Below are 17,034 nucleotides of genomic sequence, written 5' to 3' on the forward strand. Positions count from 1 at the left end.
GAGGATGTATGAAAGGCCGTACTAATAAAATAAATGGAGCAGTTACTGTTGAAGCGTGTCTGACATTTCCTTTTTTTCTGTTCTTTCTTCTCACCCTTATTTTTGTCATAAAGCTCGCTTGTATAGATATTGTGCTTAGTCATGCAGCTAATGAAACAGTAAAGCAAATTGCATGTGCAGCCTATCCTGTAAAGTTTTTAAACCAGCTCGAAGACGAAGCCTTTTTGGGAAACTCAGGATACGCTATTCCGGACTTCAGTGATGAGATACAAAGAGCAGGAAGGTATCTGGCGGAAGGTTCGGAGGAAGATACTCTGGCCATGGTGGTTTCAGGCGGAAACATCCGGGGAAGAACATTGGATTCAGTGTTGGACAAAGCTGTCGTCATGCTAAAAGACAGTGTTAAGGAATATGTTACCGGGAAAGCAGGAAGCAGTTATTATGAGATTAAGACCAAAGCGAAATATGCTGCAGCAAAGATACTGATTGATAAATTTGTAAAGGGGACATATGTCCATGGGGATAAAGTTGAATATGCCTTTGTGCAACTGCCGCAGAGTTTAGTGGAGTATAGCATGAGAAATAAGGATGTTTCATACTTGAAAGCCTGCAAGGACATGGGTTTTTTACCGGCCCAAGATGATGCCGTTATTGCACTCAGATATAAAGTAAGAGTTCCAGTTCCGTTTTTTGATGGCAGAGAGATAGTATTAAGTCATGTATGTGTAGAAAAAGCATGGGTAAAAGGGAGTAACGGGATATATTCCTCTGTTCGCCCCGATGGAAAGGAAGGCGGCAAGGAAGATCCAGAAGAAGGGTCTCTTGTAGAAGACAGTTATAGAAGGCTGGGAGATGAAACCGTGTATATTACGAGCACGGGAGAAAAGTATCATAAGGCTGACTGCCCATGTCTGAGATCAAGCAGGAGGCTCATAAAGCTTTCTGATGCGGAAAGAAAGGGGTATGGGAAGTGCAGGGTATGCAGTAATAAGGGGAAGTGGAATTTTTATTAACGGCGGGGGAGAGCAGAATGCCAGATGTGACTCAAAATAAATACAACTATACATATGAGAGGAATGCTACAGCCAGCTATCTTGTGGCAGAGATTGGTAAAAGTGAAGAGGTACAGGAATACCAGGTTGAAATGATTGCAAATAATCCAACCTCCGGTATTTTGCCTCTCTATATAAGAAGGAAGGATCAGAGGGTTAAACTTTACTATAATATTACATCTAAAGTACCTCTGACATGGATTCTTAAGAGAAAAAAGCTAAATAAGAATGAATTTATGGGAATCTTGTGTGGGGTTATTAAGCCTATTATGGAGGCCTGCAATTATTTCCTTAAGGAAAGCAGTTTTATTCTGGATGAAAACTATATATTTGTCAGTCCGGATTTGTCGGGAATTTCTCTGGTGTACCTTCCGATGCCTCTAGCAGGAGATTTCCAGAATAATTTTAAAGATTTTGTTTTAAGGTTTATAACGTCTTTGGCTGATGTAGAAGATAGCCCATCCGATAATTACCTGCAGTGCATACTGGTAGCAGTAAAACAGGAAAATTTCAATATAGCAGGGTTTGACAGGTTTTTAAAGGACATGTGCCTTACTCAATCTCCAAAGACTGAAGGGGATGTTGCAAAACAAGAATCCTGTGAGAAAAATAGCAGCGACTTCCTTATGCCCCCTGTAAATAATCCTAAAATGGATTTGAAGGAGAAGGGAAAAAAGAAGATGAGAAATACCATCAGAGCCTGGCGGGTTCTTGCCCTGATTTTATCACAAGTTGCTGTTGTAGCGGTGCTCATAGGCTTATTCACATCGGGAGTTTTGGAGTCTATCAGTAAGGAGGATGCTACTTCGATTATTTCAGGACTGGCTCTGATAGTAGGAGCGGCGGATTTCCTGATAATAAGAGCAATTTTATCAGGGGTGAATAGTGGACAAAAAGCAGGTGAAAGCAGCGGCGGAGAATATGACACAGCTGTAAAAAAACAATCAAACAGGTTGAAGGTAAACGATTTTGAAAGTAAAAATAAGAACAGTATAGAAAATGAAGTGCCTTTTTTACATAACAAGAAAGACTTGAATGGCAGGATAATAAACGAAAATAGGGATAACCCCGTATCTGATGGCAAGCTGACAATACCGAGAAAGAACAGCTATGAAACGGAGTTTCTTTCAAAGCACGAGGAGGTTTATCCTTACCTGCAGGGGACTGACAGCAGTACAGCAGAGAAGATACGCCTGACAAAGCAGCAGTTTATTATCGGAAGACTAGAAGGACAGGTGGATTACGTGTGCAGCAATAATGCAGTGGGGAAGATGCATGCCGAAATCCTTCAAAGGGATGGAAGCTGCTACATCAAAGACCTGAATTCAAAAAACGGAACCTTTGTAAATAATGAGAGGATTGAAAGCAATAAGGAATATGTGCTTGAAAATAATGACAAGGTTTCTCTAGCAAACTGCGATTTCATATTTATTATACCGTAGATGCTTGATTTATGATAACCATGGCTTTTCACAACGGGGTCTGTGTTAAGAAAATGTGCGTATAAGGCATGAGAAGCAGGAGGACTTTTATGAGGATAAAAATGTGTAAGGCGGCAGTAACTATATTGATTTTTGTTACAGTACTGTATACAGCTATAAGTACTTTTGCAGCAGCAGAAACAAGTACGGCAGCTTTGCGGATGAGGCCCCTCGCTGATAAGCTTTCGGCTGTTACGAAAAATGATATTGATGAGGGCTTAAAAAAGTATAGTGATATAGGCATGCATTGGGGCAGATTCTGCATCGGAAAGCTTACGGTGCTTGATATTATTGGCGGCGGGGGACGGGACAGGTTCAACCCGGATGGAGAAATGAGTACAGCAGCATTCCTAAAAACAGTGGTCCTTTCATTGGGATACAAGATTCCTGCAGTAACAGGCCTGAAGTGGGCAGATCCTTACATAGAACAGGCAAGGAAGGATAAGCTGATAGATGTCGGTGAGTTTAAGGACTACACTAAGGCAATAACAAGAGAGCAGGCTTCAAAGATAATATACAGGGCAGCAATGCTATTCCAGCCTGACGTCAGTGAGCCGGGATATATGGGAGTGATGCGGTGCAGAATAAAGGATTATGCAAAAATTGGGGATAAATACAAGGACTTTTTTGTGAAGTCATACGTACTCGGATATTTTGTATTGGGTTCTAAGTCTGTTTGCAATCCACAGGACACGCTTACCAGAGCCCAGGCTTGTACTATAGTGATAAGGCTTCTTGATACAAGGGCAAGAGCTGCTTTTGCTGTGAAAGAAAATGAATATTACATTGGTACCGACGGAAAGAAATATTATCCTATATGGTCACTTGACCCGGTAAATGCAATAAATGTGGTGGAAAAAAATCTGAAAAAGAGTACAGGGTTTGTACAGAAGGGTGCAAGCGGGTTGGATGGGGCTTCATGGATATTTTATGAGAGCGAGGATGAGGCAGAAGCAAACCCAGTACACGGAATGGATTTTGATATAGGTTTGCATAATGATGAATCAACAATAAACATGAATAGATTATGTGAAGTAACACTATTTGATAAGAAGGCTACTAAAGAAAAACATTTGGCGCTTATCTATGAATTATTAAAGTATTTCTTTGAGTATGAATTTCCGAAGGCAAAAACAGAGCTGGACAATATTTTTTCTAAAGACGGATGCCGTATTGATAGAGAAGTAAAGATAAATGAGAGATATTTGTGCATGCATGGCACTAAGAATATATCCATATCCATCACATGCAAAGGTGGATTGAACTCAGAGCAGTATCTCAAAAAATACCCTAACTAGCTGCAGCAGGGGGCAGATATTATGAGGAAAACAGGCAAACTGACTGCGGTTATTCAGGCAGCAGTTCTTCTTATGGTTGCAATACCGCTAAATGTGCAGGAGGTTCACGCTGCTTTATATACTACATATGAAGGGGGTGTTTCTATATCGGGTACTTTTAAAGATGCTAATGGAATGGCCAGCCCTATAGTATATAATGCAAAGGACCCCGGCTGTGACGGCAGTGATAAAGTATGGATCAGGCTGGTGCAAGCCAATGTGTTGCCCATATTTGTCACCAGCCCGGTTGTCATAAAGAATATTGGCGGTATAGATAAAAAATACGGTTTCAATTTTAAGCTTTGGAACGACAAGCATATAGCGGTATATGGGCAGGCAGCCGATGTAGGCATCAATCCCAGGATACCTGCTCAAAACGGCTACAAGGATTGGAAGACGGAGGAGGATGATGATACTTGCGGCACATACTACCTGTACGATGGCGAGCGAGGCGAATACAGGTACCACGGCTATGATCATGCAGGGAACAAATACAGTAATACCAGCTTTCCCTTAGACTCAGCCCAGTCAAATATGAATTCATATAAGTGGCTATATAAGTCTTGGGAATTTCCTCACAATAAAGGTGAAGTTAGTGATTGGAATAGATATGTACTAAAAAACTATGATGAATATTTGAGGAAGGGACAGCCTGGTACGGAAGCTGCAACAAAGGTAGCACAATGGATCAACAAAATGTATAAGGATGAGTATGATACAGAAAATAAGACGGCCGAGACCAAGCTTGATTTTGCAAAGGCTGAAGCTCCCAGAGACGTACGGGATACTGCTGCCTCATACAGCGGAGTACAGGCTTATAACTATGCAAATGTAATGTCTGCGCCGACACTGACCTACCCGGGAGAAGCGAAGCTGTGGGTTAAGAGTGCAAAGAGCGGAAAGTATTATTACAGGACTACCTTTATCGAAGAAATCAACAGCAAAATAAAACAAACACCCACAGTTGACATAAAGATTATTAAAGGAAGCTTCACAGGCTTGAAAATAGACAGGAATATATCTAAAAAATCAGTTGAAGAGCAGGCAGATTACACTAAATACCTGAACAGTTCAAGGGAAATAACTATAAGGCTTTCAGGCCGTTACCCGGATAAGGATTACTACAAATCTCCGGTATTAAGTACTGCCTACTACACAAGGAAGGACATGCTGGAGGGGCGTGAAGCCTGGCTGCTGCAGCTTAGCGATGATACAGGGATAACAACATCTACAGTAATAAATAAGTTGAAAAAGGCTAAAACTGCAAACTATGCCGGTCCTGACGGCAGCTCCAGTGCTGCGGCTGATATTACACTAACCGCAAAAGTGTCGGAAATAATAAATGCTGTTGAGGAGGGTAAATCTACAGTCCCGGTACACTATAAGGCCACAGCAAGGTTTCATAACAGGCTTGCCGGGCCGGATACAGGGGTTTCAGTGGAAGCACGGTCTGCAGAAGGAACCTTTAATATTCCCGTCGGTGCATCTGATACTAAAGACGGAAGCATAACTGTTGAGTACATATGTAACGGCATTTCCATAGCGGACCCTGAAATTCACTCAAATCTCTCTTTCAATACATATTCCTTCCCGGCAAAAAAAGTAGATGGTTATGACCTTGCTCCCGGTGAGCCGGTGGTAAAATCCGCTGTTATCACACAGGACGTTCCTAGCCGGGTTGTCAGGTTCAATTATGTTCAGAAGGCTTCCGTTGACAGTGAGGGAGACATTTTCTGGGAGGCTCCGCTGCCTGAATATATAGAACCGGATATAGGCCTCCCAGAGCCTGCATTTGATATTGTAGATTACCACCCGGCAGACAATACCAGGTTTATAGATGCGGCAGGCAATCCTGTGGATATAGTGAGCAAACAGGTTTTTGTCGATGACAAACCTGTAAGCTATGATACTTTTTTCGGCGGAACATATACCTTTGGTGAATCGGGCTATGACAGACTGGCAAACATTGTAATACGCTATACTGCCGCTGATGGCTCGGTATCTGCGGTATCCCGGTGGATACGCGTTTTGAATACGAAACCGAGGGTGCAATTTGTATTTAGCGGCAGTTACAAGCAAAACAGAAAAATGACTGCCACCAATACATCATCCTGTGCCAATACACCTGAAGCTGCTGCCGCCTATCCCATTACACAATACAAGTGGTTTGTAGAAGCAACAGGAACAGATGAAGGTGACGGAACTGCTGCAGATGTCAAATCAGGCAAGGCCACTGATATACTGCGGGAGCTCACCTTCAAAAAGCCCGGGATGTACAGGGTGACACTGACAGGGATCAATTCCCTTGGAAGGGTCTCTGACCCTTACGTATTTGATTTTGAGATTCAACCGGATATAAGGCCTTCAGTGATCTGCGAGCTGGATAATGTATCTGTTGCCAGGGGTGAAACTATCAGGGCCTATTACTTTGAAGCTGTCAGTACAGATGGTGATGCTATTGAGTCCACGGATGTATCTTTATACTATGATGCAGATGACGATGATGAGCCGGAGACATTGATAAATAACTGGAAAAATGTAAAAAACGGGGAGTTTCCGCAGTATACCCCTGATAAATTAGGTAAATACAGGTGGAAGATAATTTCAAGTGAAAAAATGCTGGGAGATATTGCACAAGAGCATATAACCAGCGATGATGCTGCTGCCGTTGAGAAAACGAGGGATTTCTGGGTAGACAATTATGTCCCTCAGACAGGGATTTATTCGGATATACCTGTTGTTCGCCCGGCTGTGGATGTGTTCATAATGACTGATGCCAGCCTGGCTCAGGAAAAGATTGATTTCGTAAAGAATAGCAGGATGGATCTTAATAACTATTTAAGAGCTCATAATATTCTGCCTGTTTTGGAGCAGTGGGATATGAAGACCTATACGTATTCACAACCTGCAGATACAGTAAGCAATACCGGCTGTACATACCCTGCGGAAACTTCATACTATACAAGTAACGGGTATTCGGGTATGCTGACGCGAACATCGGTAAGTGACAACGGCTCCAACCAGGATTTTGGCAGCTGGCAGAGCAGGGTCGAGTCTAAAACGGCAAGCGGAGAAAGATACAGAACCTGCACACTGACATGGAACTCGGACGGCTATAAGACAGAGTCAGGCACCGCTGACGTAGGCTCTACCCTGAGCTATTCCGATAGTGAAGGCTTTAGTGGTATCCTATCACGCACGACAACATCTAAAGTGACTTCTCCGACTTCTTCATGGACTACCACGGAAACAACATACAAAACAGTTTGGGTAACGGAACCATATACGGTGTATAAACAAGTCAGTGTGTGGGAGCCAAATCCACGCCCGGGCAGGTACGTAACTAAGCTCCAGCCTTTTACCGAGTATAGAACAGTACAAAAGACAGTGACTTCTACAAGAACTATTACATGGTGGAGCTATAGCAACTACTATACCGCATTTTTTTCTGGAAATGTATTAAGAACGGTAAATTACTGGGTTTCCGATTGGCGCTGGGTTTCTGATTTTAGAGGGTTTTACAGCGGGACTATTTATAAGGCTGTAAGGGAACCGTACGTAGATCCGTTCAGGCCAACTTCCGAAAAGTATGTTATTTACGTAAGTGATGGAAGCATATCACAGCTGAATGACTTAAGAATGGTATTGTATAAAACAGGTGCAAAATTGATTCTTTTGACCGCAGGCTCGGCAAAAACGCAGATCACCGCAGATAAATTCATATTGAATGACAGGCCGATATCCGAAGGTATATCAGGCGCTTTAGACTATATTATACAGAGCAGCCCGGCTATAGAAGAGAAGTATGTTCTGGCGGGGACTGAAAGGTTTGAGGTCAATACGGATGATTATGACGAAGAAGGAGATGTTATTATTTCCAGACAGTTTCAGTATGTGCACGATAAGGATTACTTTGATAATGGTCTGAGACAGGAGTCTGGCACAAATACACAGTTTCAGCGGGATGACGGCTGGACAGGCATAAAGGCGGACAGGTTCAGCTCTCCGGGGAAATACACTATATATCGCCGTATTCAGGATCAACCGTCAACCGATCCGGATTTTTCTGAATATAGCTATTACTCCGGAACTCCCATGATGGTCATATATGCTCATAGAAAGCCTATAGCAAATGCTGTTCTGGACTGGGATTTTGATTCTGTAAAAAATACTTATAAGACTACCTGGCTTGATCGCTCATTTGATCCGGATCACCAGTACAACAGACAGGACAAGGGTATAGTGGAAAGAAAGATCATGTTCAGAAGGGCAGGGGATGAGTGGTCTTATGTTATTCCTAAAGAGCTTTCTCCTGCTGAGTATGAATTGAAATATTATGTAAGAGATCCGGAGGGAGCATGGTCTGACCCATTCACTATTAATTTTACTTTGAATCCGGCTCCACCTATGCAGTTCGATGCTGCTTTAAGGGCATATGACAGGAAATTTACTCTCTCAAGTATCCCAGCTTCCGAGTATTTGGAACTATACAATATCTGGACAAGATTTCCTTATGGCGTATACCTTACGGTGGGACTATACAGAGGAACAGACCCTGTAGGCCCATTGCAGACTGTCGGTTATGATCCTGAAACGGGGACTAAGGATGGTAACGATATTAACTGGAAGAATATAAAATACAGAATACCGGCATCACTGGCAGACGGAGACTATACTTTCAAAGTTACGGCTGTAGGGGAATACAGCCAGACAGCCTCAAAAAACTTTAACATAACTGTATATACACCTGTGTGGGAGGATTACTCGCAAGGTTCGCTAAGGTATATAGAAAAATGCACGGATGGTATCCCTGGATCTATAATGTTAAGTGAAGACACAGAGCTTTCGGAAGACAACAATATTCAATTCACTACGAGCAAATATGTCCGGAAAGTAAAAATACAGATAGGCTCAAGCAGCTTCTTTATTTTCAGGGACAGCGGATTTGGTATAAGCTCTGATGAAACCAAAGCCGGGCCGGTTTTGGAGGTAAACAGCCGGTCAAATATATACAGGGTAAAGGATGCAATGCTGGTAGATAATGAGTACAATACGGCCTGGAGTTTCTGTTTTGCAACGATGAAAGGCTATTCATTTGTGCCGGACGAGAAAAGCAGTATGGTACTGACGGCATATGACACCTCGGATAACTGGAGCACTACAAGCAATAAGCATAATACCAACCCCCGTATGAAAGACTTTACTGCCATGAATATGAAGTTGGAAAACCTGAGGATAACGGGAATCGCGGATTATGCCTGGAAGGGTTATTTCCAGGATGCCGATGGGATCGATACTGCACTAAAGAGAAACGGTATAGGCATAGTGGATATGCCTGTATACCGTAATAAGGCTGATAAGGGAATAAAGCTGGGGTACAAGGTGAATTTTGAGCTGGACACGGTAGGTTTGAACAGCAGTGGAGATGTTATTAAGATAGATGTAAAGTACTATGTTCTGAGTAAGGACGGTACCAGGATTTATCCTGCAAGTATTTTTGTGGAAAAGCCATACGGTGGATACGAGAGCTTAGCTAAAAGCAGGTATAAAGATACTGCCCTGAATATTGTACTAAACTCCGGGAGCAGGCATGCATATAAAGCAGACCCTTTAAAAGCCGCATATAATACATGGAGCTTCAGCTTGTTTTTACCGCCTGATATTAAGGTAACGAGGCAGGGGCAGGAGCTTGATATATATGATGACAATTCTTTGAAAACAAAACTGCTCGTAGTGCTTGATATAAAAGCGTTGAAGGGAGGAGAAACCGGTACGGAGTACAGCTATACAAACAGGGAAGCAGCCTGGTGCACAGGAGATGGAAGCATATATGGTACAAACAGGCCCTTTACCCTTCCGGATACAGGCAGCAAAGCCGGAGAAGTATTCTGGTATGACTTGGGCAGTACAGCTCTGGATGATATAGAGCTGTACAGAAGGTGGTAGGGGAGCCCATAGGCAGGGCTTCGCCGGCAGAATACGCGGTAGATTAATCTTTTAGTTTTTTTAGTAGCCAAGCCATATTTTGCCCTAGTATTTTCATTGTTTTTATTCCTTCTTCATCTGTTTCTACTTCACCTATTTTATTTCCGACCCCCAAATTCCAATAATTTGATCCCGGAATTATCATTTCATTAACAAGGAAATACTCATTTAAAGAGTTAAAAACATTAATTGCTCCGCACCTGCGGGCAGATACTACAGCAGCACCCACTTTCCTTCTTAGCAAATCTCCATTCACCTTTGTAACCAGGCCGGTTCGTTCCATAAATGCCTTCATTCCCGATGATAGATTTGCAATATATGTCGGTGAGCCTAGGAGAATTCCATCTGCTTCTACCATTTTTTCAATACATTCATTAATAATGTCTTTATTATTCACACACTGTCTGTTTTTTGATTTTGCACAGCCCATACATCCTGTACAACCCAAAATACTTGTACCTCCAAGCTGAATTAGCTCACATTCAATTCCTTCATTTCTAAGTTCCCCAAATACTAAATCGATTAATATTGCCGTATTGCCATCTTTGCGTTGACTTCCATTTATAGCTACTACTTTCATAATGCAAACCTCCTATTTTTTATATTGTTCATTCAATAATTCTTTTTGCAACTTCCGCGGCAGTTTTTTTACTACTGTTAAGTAGGAATGGTCTATCATTCCTTTCAATTCATCATCAGGAACTACATTATTAAGATAAATCGTATTAAAATATGGCTGTTGTATCCGGGGACAATGATAACCTCTAACAACAGTATTCGGATATAAATTACGATAATCTTGCAAGCCCAATTGTGGCACCGCAGATTGCTGCAACAATAATATCGGTTTTTAAGCATTTTTCAGCTATTGATAAAACTGAATCATGGATGTGCTCTGTCCATGTGTCTCCTCATGGCATAACAAGAGCTGCTGCATCATCGATATTGAATTCTTCAATCGCGATATCCGGTATGACCCGCAATCCACCCATTGTAACAATTGTATCTTTTGTATTACCTATGCTTACGATTTTCAATGGCTCCTGCCACTTTTTAAAATACCTTCCGGATTGAACCTCTGCATTTAGATAGCCTACTTCCCAGTCAGCCATAGTATCAAAGACATAAAGATATACTCTGGTTTTCACTTGTTACCCTTCTTTCACGTGAGATAAGCATTGCGGAACTGATATGCACGTATAAACATATTCTACCATCAATATTTGTAAAATCAAAGCAAGTCGGATAATAATTTTATACGCACAAAAAAAGTACATTTGGCGGATTTATCCACCAAGTATACTTAGTAAGAAGTATGCAGACTAGGCTTAGTTTGTTTTATTTTACAAATGGCATGACTTACTTACCCTTATAAGTCATTTGTTTATTAGTGAATTAAAGAGCTCCGCCTGTTCAATCTGCAAGTTGTGCCCTGCTCTATCCAATATATTCAAAGCATCTTTCTAGCCGACGGAGGAATCCTGTTTTCCTACCAATATGAGACAGGCTTGTCGAATCTTTTACTTATATTATCTACATTAAAAGAAAATTCTTAGCCTTTGCCTTTAAATCTTTCTAAAAACTTAAACTGCATAAAAAATGATGCACTTTAAGTAATATGCATCACTTTTTACTTAGTATATGGTGTCAGCTTTTCAGTAAAGCTTTCAAGCCTTACCGGTCATGTTAGATTGAAACTCTTCCAAAGTGATAACATGCGCTATCTCATACACTTCAGAATACGGCTTTAATTTGTGTAAAATATCGTCAAGCTGGTCTTTGCTTTCGACATCAAAAATTGAATATCCCAATCCGGGGGTAGTACTTGAGCAATAAATGGTTGAATATTTTGCAGGGCTTGGTATTTCACCTTTCATAGACTTCTCAAGCATGTCGGACATCTTGTCCATAGCAAGTTGTATTTTTACATAAAACAGCATATTTCATCCTCCTTAGTAGATATTTTCATGTTTAGTATCATAGTGTATATGGTTTTAGGATGAATCCAGTCCGGCTTCAATAAACTCAATCAACAACATACTTTGCTCAGCATCTTTCTTTGCGGACATAAAAAAACCCCCTTCCTTGTATCTTTCTTATATTTAGATACAGGAACAGGGGATTTATTTCACTTTTTTATCATAAAAAATTTTATAAGTATGTTTGTGGAGCTCTTTCTGAATTGATTGCAGCATAGTATCTGAATATTGTTTATCTTCCAGGCTTCTGTAAAGTAGGGCTATTTTCTTCAGACTATTGATTTCACTCTCTATTGCCGGAATAACTTTATCTGACCCGGATATAAAACTTTTATCAGGCATTTTCTTAATCCAGCCCTGTTTTAGTGAAAACTCTATAAGGTTTTCACAATGACATGGATTACGGGTGTCATAAAGAGAACAGTTTTTGCACAGGAAACTCCTTATATTCTGCTTTGCGCGGTGAACCAGCAATCTTGTTGCCGGTTCTGTTTTGCTGATAATTACCGCAACATCCTTAACCTTTATTTCCAGCAATACATTTAGTATAAAAGCTATTCTCTGGTAAAATGACAAGCATCTCAACAAGCCAAGGAGGCAGCCCTCCTTGACCTGACTGATGTAATATTGCTTTTCAAAAATTGTGAAACTATCTGGATTTTCTATAGATTGTGCTACCTTGAGAAGTTCATCCAAAGAAGAAAATGAGCTTTTTTTTCTTTTCTCAAGCAGCCGGAGACAAAGGTTTTTTGTTATTGCATACAGCCAGGTGTAGATACTGCTTTCTCCATTAAACCCACTTATATTTGTATACGCCTGGACAAAAGTTTTTTGCATTATATCTTCTGCATCTTCCTTATTTCCACACATTCTGAAAGCAAGGTTGTATATCTTTTTATAATAATGTTCAAATAATAAAGTAAAGCCTTCATTATCCATGTTTTTAAGTTTATCAACCAGCTGCTTTTCAAAAGAATTCAATATTACATCCATCCTTTCAATAAAGCTTGGAATAAGGTCAAACTTATCAACAAATCTAACTACACAAATACTATATCAGCTAATGCCGGTTATTCTTTCATTTTCTTCCTGAAAATAATAACTGCAATAAAATACAGAACTATCGTATATCCTATCACCCACAAAAGATGTGGCAAAATAGAACCGTAATCCCCGGCTATGGCTGCTTTCACAGAATCTACGGCATGTGCAAAAGGGAGTGTATAGCAAACTGTTTTAAAAATACCGCCTATCATTTTCAAATCAAACCATGTTCCGCTCAACCACTGTGCAAGATTGATTATCACCGAGCTGATGCCGCCTACCTGCTTATAAGAAAGAAGGCTTCCCATTATTAATCCGAAGCTGATAAAAAGTGCACCAACAGGGATAAGCACGATGATAGCAAGTACTATATTTATGTTTACAGGCAACCCAAAGAAAAATGCTGTAATAAAGCATACTGCACTTTGGAATAAAGCTACGGGTAGAAGCGGAAGAGAATAACCGATGATATAGTCGGCTCCGGACAAGGGTGATGCAAATACCCTCATTAAAAATGAGCTGCTTCTATCGCTTGCGATGAGAACCCCAAGGAAGAGGGAAATAAAGGATAAGCCGAAGACTGCCATTCCCGGGGCAAAGCTCTGGATTGGAAACAACTCGGCAGGCATTCCCTGAATGCTCTTTTTAAGTAAAGCTATCAACAAAATCAGAATAACAGGAAACCCGATACCGAAAACCAGATTTAAAGGGTCTCTTAAAATCTCTTTGCGATTACGTGTGGCAAAAGCTAAAAAGCGCATCAGGATACCTCCTTTTCTGTAAGCATAAGAAATGCATCTTCAAGAGTATTACTGCCAGTTTTCGCTTTTAACTCTTCAACCGTACCGAGGGCTTGCAGCTTCCCGCCGTGCATTATGCCGATTCTGTCCGAAAGGGCTTCTGCTTCTTCAAGATAGTGAGTAGTCAACACGATGGTTATTTTCCCTTTAAGTTCTTTCAATACATTCCAAAGCTCCCGCCTTGCACGTACATCAAGTCCAAGAGTAGGTTCATCAAGGAAAATAATCTCGGGATCGGATATGAGAGCCATTGCAATGCTCAACCGGCGCTGCATCCCTCCAGACAAGGTTTTTGCCTTGTCTTTTGCCCGATCTGACAGACCAAATCTTGTTATCATATCGTCTGCTTTTACACGGGCTTGATGCTTGCTGCTTCCGTAAATTTCAGCTATCAGTTCAAGATTTTCCCTGACGGAAAGTTTTGGTGCAACTGCTGTTTCCTGTGGCGAAACATTCAACTTCTGTTTTACTGCCGCAGGATGCTTAGTAATGCTATCACCCAAAAGCACAGCATCACCGCTTGTTGGGGTAAGCAGGCAGCACAGCATCTTTATTGTTGTTGTTTTTCCGGCACCATTTTGCCCGAGCAGCGCAAAAAATTCGCCCTTTGCTATAGATAAATTAAGCGAATGTACAGCAATCCGATTTTTAAAAGTCTTTGTTAAGTTTGCAATTTCAATTGCGTTCATTATTCCTCCTCCTCGCTTTTGTTTTGTGCATTTAAAACATCGTTTACAAAATCCATAAATACATTATTTTTTACGATTGCAATTCCTTGTGATTCATCGCCAAAAACAAGAAGTGTATCACCGGGCTTTATATCAAATATATCCCGGGCCGCTTTAGGAATAACGATTTGGCCTTTTTCACCAACTTTTACAGTTCCGAAAATATGTTTTCCTTTAGGTGCTGACACAGAATAAGACCTCCTTAAAGTAAGAAAAGTATGACTTGTACAACTAATCATACCGCAAAATTTGGTAAACATCAATAGGATGCATAACAAAAAGAGAGAATACAAATTTGTAATCCCTCTCTAAGAGCAAAATATATACTTGTAAAATTTGCGGAATCCCGGATAACATTACATAATACTTTACATACAGGCTTTTGATAATAAAGATTCATGGACGCCTTATCTCTTTACTGAAGAAGCCATCCTTCTACTGTATTGTATTCCCTACGGTTTCTTGATACTTCTGTTAACCATTCGTCTATCTCGTTTTTATAAAAATACTTTTTATTGTTTATTGTAAAGTAAGGAAACATTTTTCCAACAAAGCTTCCTGACTTTTTCAGCATGCTATCTTCTGTTTTTATTATTCCTTGAATCTCTTCTTCTGTAATATTCATATACTCAGCTGCCTGTGACACGTTTAAAACCTTTCTGTCAGCTGAATTTACAACCGGGTTTTGTAACTTATCGGGTTTTTTAGCACCTGCAATAAAATAGCCGTTAATAATAATTGATACTCCGATAAATAAAACTGCTATTACTGCTACGATATTCTTTTTCAACATGATATTTTACTCCTTTTTAGTATGTTGATTATAAAACAAGTGTGTAGAAAACATTTATTCCAATGTTATATTATGTAAATTCATAAGTCAAGAGGGCAACAGGAGAGATATATTTCTGTATGACCTTTTACGATACCTTCTCACTTTGTACGCTCCGATTAAAAAGGATATACCTTGGAGTCTTAGCCTTATACCTTACATACTTATCACCAAAAGCTGATTTCAAATGTTTTTCTTCTTGCAGAATAAGCATGTGTATGGCTAACACATTTACTACTGTTACCGTTAAAACCAGAAAACTAGGGTAGGTTAGTGTTAATCCTAAAAACATTACATCAAAGCCTACAAAGGCGGGGTTTCTGCTGTATTTATATATTCCTGCGGTAACAAGTTTTGATTCTGTCTTCTTATCAATGCCTACCCGCCAAGATGTTTTCATTGAAACCATAGCTGTTATAAATATGGAAACTCCTATGAACAAAACAGTAATTCCGGCATATCTGACGGATTTCATCTCTATAGCTAAGCCGATAAAATTCTCGGCTTTTATAGTCATTATTGAAAGTGTAAACCAAAGCAATCCCCAGACGAAGGTTGTTATCTTCACAAAAAGCTCTACATTAGTGATAGTCTTACCTTTGACACCTTTGGCAAGCACATTTGCTTTTATGCCGTTTTTCTTATAAAGAATGAACAATTTCAGCAAAAATGAAACTAAAAAAACTAAAAATAATGATAGAGATAGAATACTTATTATTTTCATTATATTTCCCCTTATTACATATTAATATATGAGCAAGTATTCATATAATATATGTATTATATTACCTATGATACAGAAAGTCAAGACTTCCTTAAATAATATTATGATGTTGTATAATTAAGATATAGCAGTGATGAGAGAGTATACAAGTTATTTTGAATAGAGTATTTGCATTTTGAGAGGGATTCATAAATGTAGTGTGTCAATTCTCTAAACACGATACTGCATAAAAATGGAAGATATGATATAATGTGTAAAAATGTAATTGAGTGCATTTTTTAGTGTATTGGGGGAATGGTATATGCTCTTAGGCATAAAAATTGAATATTATGTAGTATGCTTTATTGGCACAATAGTTTTGTATTCAAAACTTCTTACTGAGAACCAGAAAGTTTTAAGGATACTGATACATTTCAATAGAGATTGGGAAGGTAACACGGTTGTGAATATAGCTGATGCAATATTGTTTTGTTTGCTGGGTGCGTTTGTCGGGACCTGGCTATGTCAGCCAACCAATCTGGCACAAAGTATATCTGCCGGATTAGGGTGGACTGGCGCAATTAATGTAACAACCAGTTCTTATAATAAAAATGGAAAGGGTGCGTAATTTATGGGGATTGGTATGGAGCTTGAAAATGATTTAAACAGACTAAAAAAACTACTGGATGATAATGAAATAGAAAAAAGCCCGGAAATACAAAAAGAAATAAAAGAGGTTATTGAGAGACTGAATAAAATAATCAGTGAAGAAAACAAAAGTAATAAAGCGATAAGTAAGATTGTTACAGCTTCCCTGGGGACAGCAATAGGGGCATCAGTAATACCCACAGCGGCAGCTGCATTTGCGCCTGTGCTCGCTCCTGTTGGTGTGGTAGTAGCCGGAATTGCAGGAGCAACTTCGTTGTTTGGGCTGAGTGCAAAGATTATAAATAGTAAAAAAATTGAAAATGAAAAAAAGCAAATCAATGATAAGACACAAAAAATAATTAATAATGTCTAATCTCCTTTGAATAAAGTCATACTAAAATCCCACGAAAAAATGATTAATATAATGCACGAAATAAATAAAGGT

15 protein-coding genes are annotated in these 17,034 nt (G+C 39.8%); 6 read left to right on the forward strand and 9 right to left on the reverse strand.

From position 1 onward, the window contains the following. Positions 1-8: 8 nt before the first annotated feature. The 4 genes from N3I35_05465 (at position 9) to N3I35_05480 (ending at position 9,816) form a co-directional block, all read left to right on the forward strand. Positions 9-1,013 carry a hypothetical protein gene (locus tag N3I35_05465; protein MCX8129535.1) on the forward strand — a complete coding sequence of 335 codons (1,005 nt, stop codon included), beginning with the start codon at positions 9-11 and terminating at the stop codon, positions 1,011-1,013. A gap of 17 nt (positions 1,014-1,030) precedes the next feature. Next, positions 1,031-2,494: a DUF6382 domain-containing protein gene (locus tag N3I35_05470; GenBank protein MCX8129536.1), complete on the forward strand. Its 1,464-nt coding sequence runs from the start codon at positions 1,031-1,033 to the stop codon at positions 2,492-2,494. Positions 2,495-2,583: 89 nt separating this feature from the next. Continuing rightward, a complete protein-coding gene (locus tag N3I35_05475) occupies positions 2,584-3,831 on the forward strand; it encodes a hypothetical protein (GenBank protein ID MCX8129537.1) in 1,248 nt (415 codons plus the stop codon). Positions 3,832-3,852: 21 nt separating this feature from the next. After that, positions 3,853-9,816: a hypothetical protein gene (locus N3I35_05480; protein ID MCX8129538.1), complete on the forward strand. Its 5,964-nt coding sequence runs from the start codon at positions 3,853-3,855 to the stop codon at positions 9,814-9,816. A gap of 43 nt (positions 9,817-9,859) precedes the next feature. Here the strand turns inward: N3I35_05480 and N3I35_05485 are convergent, their stop codons facing one another. The 9 genes from N3I35_05485 to N3I35_05525 form a co-directional block, all read right to left on the reverse strand. Beyond that, entirely contained in the window at positions 9,860-10,435 is a 576-nt protein-coding gene (locus N3I35_05485; GenBank protein MCX8129539.1) for a flavodoxin family protein, read from the reverse strand. A gap of 331 nt (positions 10,436-10,766) precedes the next feature. Continuing rightward, complete coding sequence (locus N3I35_05490) at positions 10,767-11,003, reverse strand: DJ-1/PfpI family protein (protein ID MCX8129540.1); 237 nt, start codon at positions 11,001-11,003, stop codon at positions 10,767-10,769. Positions 11,004-11,522: 519 nt separating this feature from the next. Further along, on the reverse strand, positions 11,523-11,795 hold the full coding sequence (locus N3I35_05495; protein ID MCX8129541.1) for a hypothetical protein: 273 nt from the start codon (positions 11,793-11,795) through the stop codon (positions 11,523-11,525). Positions 11,796-11,978: 183 nt separating this feature from the next. Continuing rightward, on the reverse strand, positions 11,979-12,815 hold the full coding sequence (locus N3I35_05500; GenBank protein ID MCX8129542.1) for an RNA polymerase sigma factor: 837 nt from the start codon (positions 12,813-12,815) through the stop codon (positions 11,979-11,981). 89 nt (positions 12,816-12,904) lie between these two features. Then, positions 12,905-13,639: an ABC transporter permease gene (locus N3I35_05505; protein MCX8129543.1), complete on the reverse strand. Its 735-nt coding sequence runs from the start codon at positions 13,637-13,639 to the stop codon at positions 12,905-12,907. Next, entirely contained in the window at positions 13,639-14,367 is a 729-nt protein-coding gene (locus tag N3I35_05510) for an ABC transporter ATP-binding protein (GenBank protein ID MCX8129544.1), read from the reverse strand. The genes N3I35_05505 and N3I35_05510 overlap by 1 nt, the downstream gene beginning before the upstream one ends. After that, positions 14,367-14,594, reverse strand: a complete 228-nt coding sequence (locus tag N3I35_05515; protein MCX8129545.1) for an AbrB/MazE/SpoVT family DNA-binding domain-containing protein — start codon at positions 14,592-14,594, stop codon at positions 14,367-14,369. Before N3I35_05515 ends, N3I35_05510 begins: the two co-directional genes overlap by 1 nt. Before the next feature lie 227 nt (positions 14,595-14,821). Further along, positions 14,822-15,199: a hypothetical protein gene (locus tag N3I35_05520; protein MCX8129546.1), complete on the reverse strand. Its 378-nt coding sequence runs from the start codon at positions 15,197-15,199 to the stop codon at positions 14,822-14,824. Between the two features lie 127 nt (positions 15,200-15,326). After that, complete coding sequence (locus N3I35_05525; protein ID MCX8129547.1) at positions 15,327-15,962, reverse strand: isoprenylcysteine carboxylmethyltransferase family protein; 636 nt, start codon at positions 15,960-15,962, stop codon at positions 15,327-15,329. A gap of 301 nt (positions 15,963-16,263) precedes the next feature. On the opposite strand from N3I35_05525, the gene N3I35_05530 reads away from it, so the two are divergent. Continuing rightward, entirely contained in the window at positions 16,264-16,569 is a 306-nt protein-coding gene (locus N3I35_05530; protein MCX8129548.1) for a hypothetical protein, read from the forward strand. A gap of 3 nt (positions 16,570-16,572) precedes the next feature. Next, a complete protein-coding gene (locus N3I35_05535) occupies positions 16,573-16,962 on the forward strand; it encodes a hypothetical protein (protein ID MCX8129549.1) in 390 nt (129 codons plus the stop codon). The last annotated feature ends 72 nt before the right edge of the window (positions 16,963-17,034 follow it).

It is taken from the genome of Clostridia bacterium, assembly GCA_026414765.1.
Classification (GTDB): Bacteria; Bacillota; Clostridia; order Acetivibrionales; family DSM-27016; genus SKW86.

What these genes read in the sequence shown, in the direction of transcription:
- N3I35_05465 (MCX8129535.1), top strand. Translation starts at nt 9, where the DNA reads ATGAAAGGCCGTACTAATAAAATAAATGGAGCAGTTACTGTTGAAGCG.
- N3I35_05470 (MCX8129536.1), top strand. Translation starts at nt 1,031, where the DNA reads ATGCCAGATGTGACTCAAAATAAATACAACTATACATATGAGAGGAAT.
- N3I35_05475 (MCX8129537.1), top strand. Translation starts at nt 2,584, where the DNA reads ATGAGGATAAAAATGTGTAAGGCGGCAGTAACTATATTGATTTTTGTT.
- N3I35_05480 (MCX8129538.1), top strand. Translation starts at nt 3,853, where the DNA reads ATGAGGAAAACAGGCAAACTGACTGCGGTTATTCAGGCAGCAGTTCTT.
- N3I35_05485 (MCX8129539.1), bottom strand. Translation starts at nt 10,435, where the DNA reads ATGAAAGTAGTAGCTATAAATGGAAGTCAACGCAAAGATGGCAATACG.
- N3I35_05495 (MCX8129541.1), bottom strand. Translation starts at nt 11,795, where the DNA reads ATGCTGTTTTATGTAAAAATACAACTTGCTATGGACAAGATGTCCGAC.
- N3I35_05505 (MCX8129543.1), bottom strand. Translation starts at nt 13,639, where the DNA reads ATGCGCTTTTTAGCTTTTGCCACACGTAATCGCAAAGAGATTTTAAGA.
- N3I35_05510 (MCX8129544.1), bottom strand. Translation starts at nt 14,367, where the DNA reads ATGAACGCAATTGAAATTGCAAACTTAACAAAGACTTTTAAAAATCGG.
- N3I35_05520 (MCX8129546.1), bottom strand. Translation starts at nt 15,199, where the DNA reads ATGTTGAAAAAGAATATCGTAGCAGTAATAGCAGTTTTATTTATCGGA.
- N3I35_05525 (MCX8129547.1), bottom strand. Translation starts at nt 15,962, where the DNA reads ATGAAAATAATAAGTATTCTATCTCTATCATTATTTTTAGTTTTTTTA.
- N3I35_05530 (MCX8129548.1), top strand. Translation starts at nt 16,264, where the DNA reads ATGCTCTTAGGCATAAAAATTGAATATTATGTAGTATGCTTTATTGGC.
- N3I35_05535 (MCX8129549.1), top strand. Translation starts at nt 16,573, where the DNA reads ATGGGGATTGGTATGGAGCTTGAAAATGATTTAAACAGACTAAAAAAA.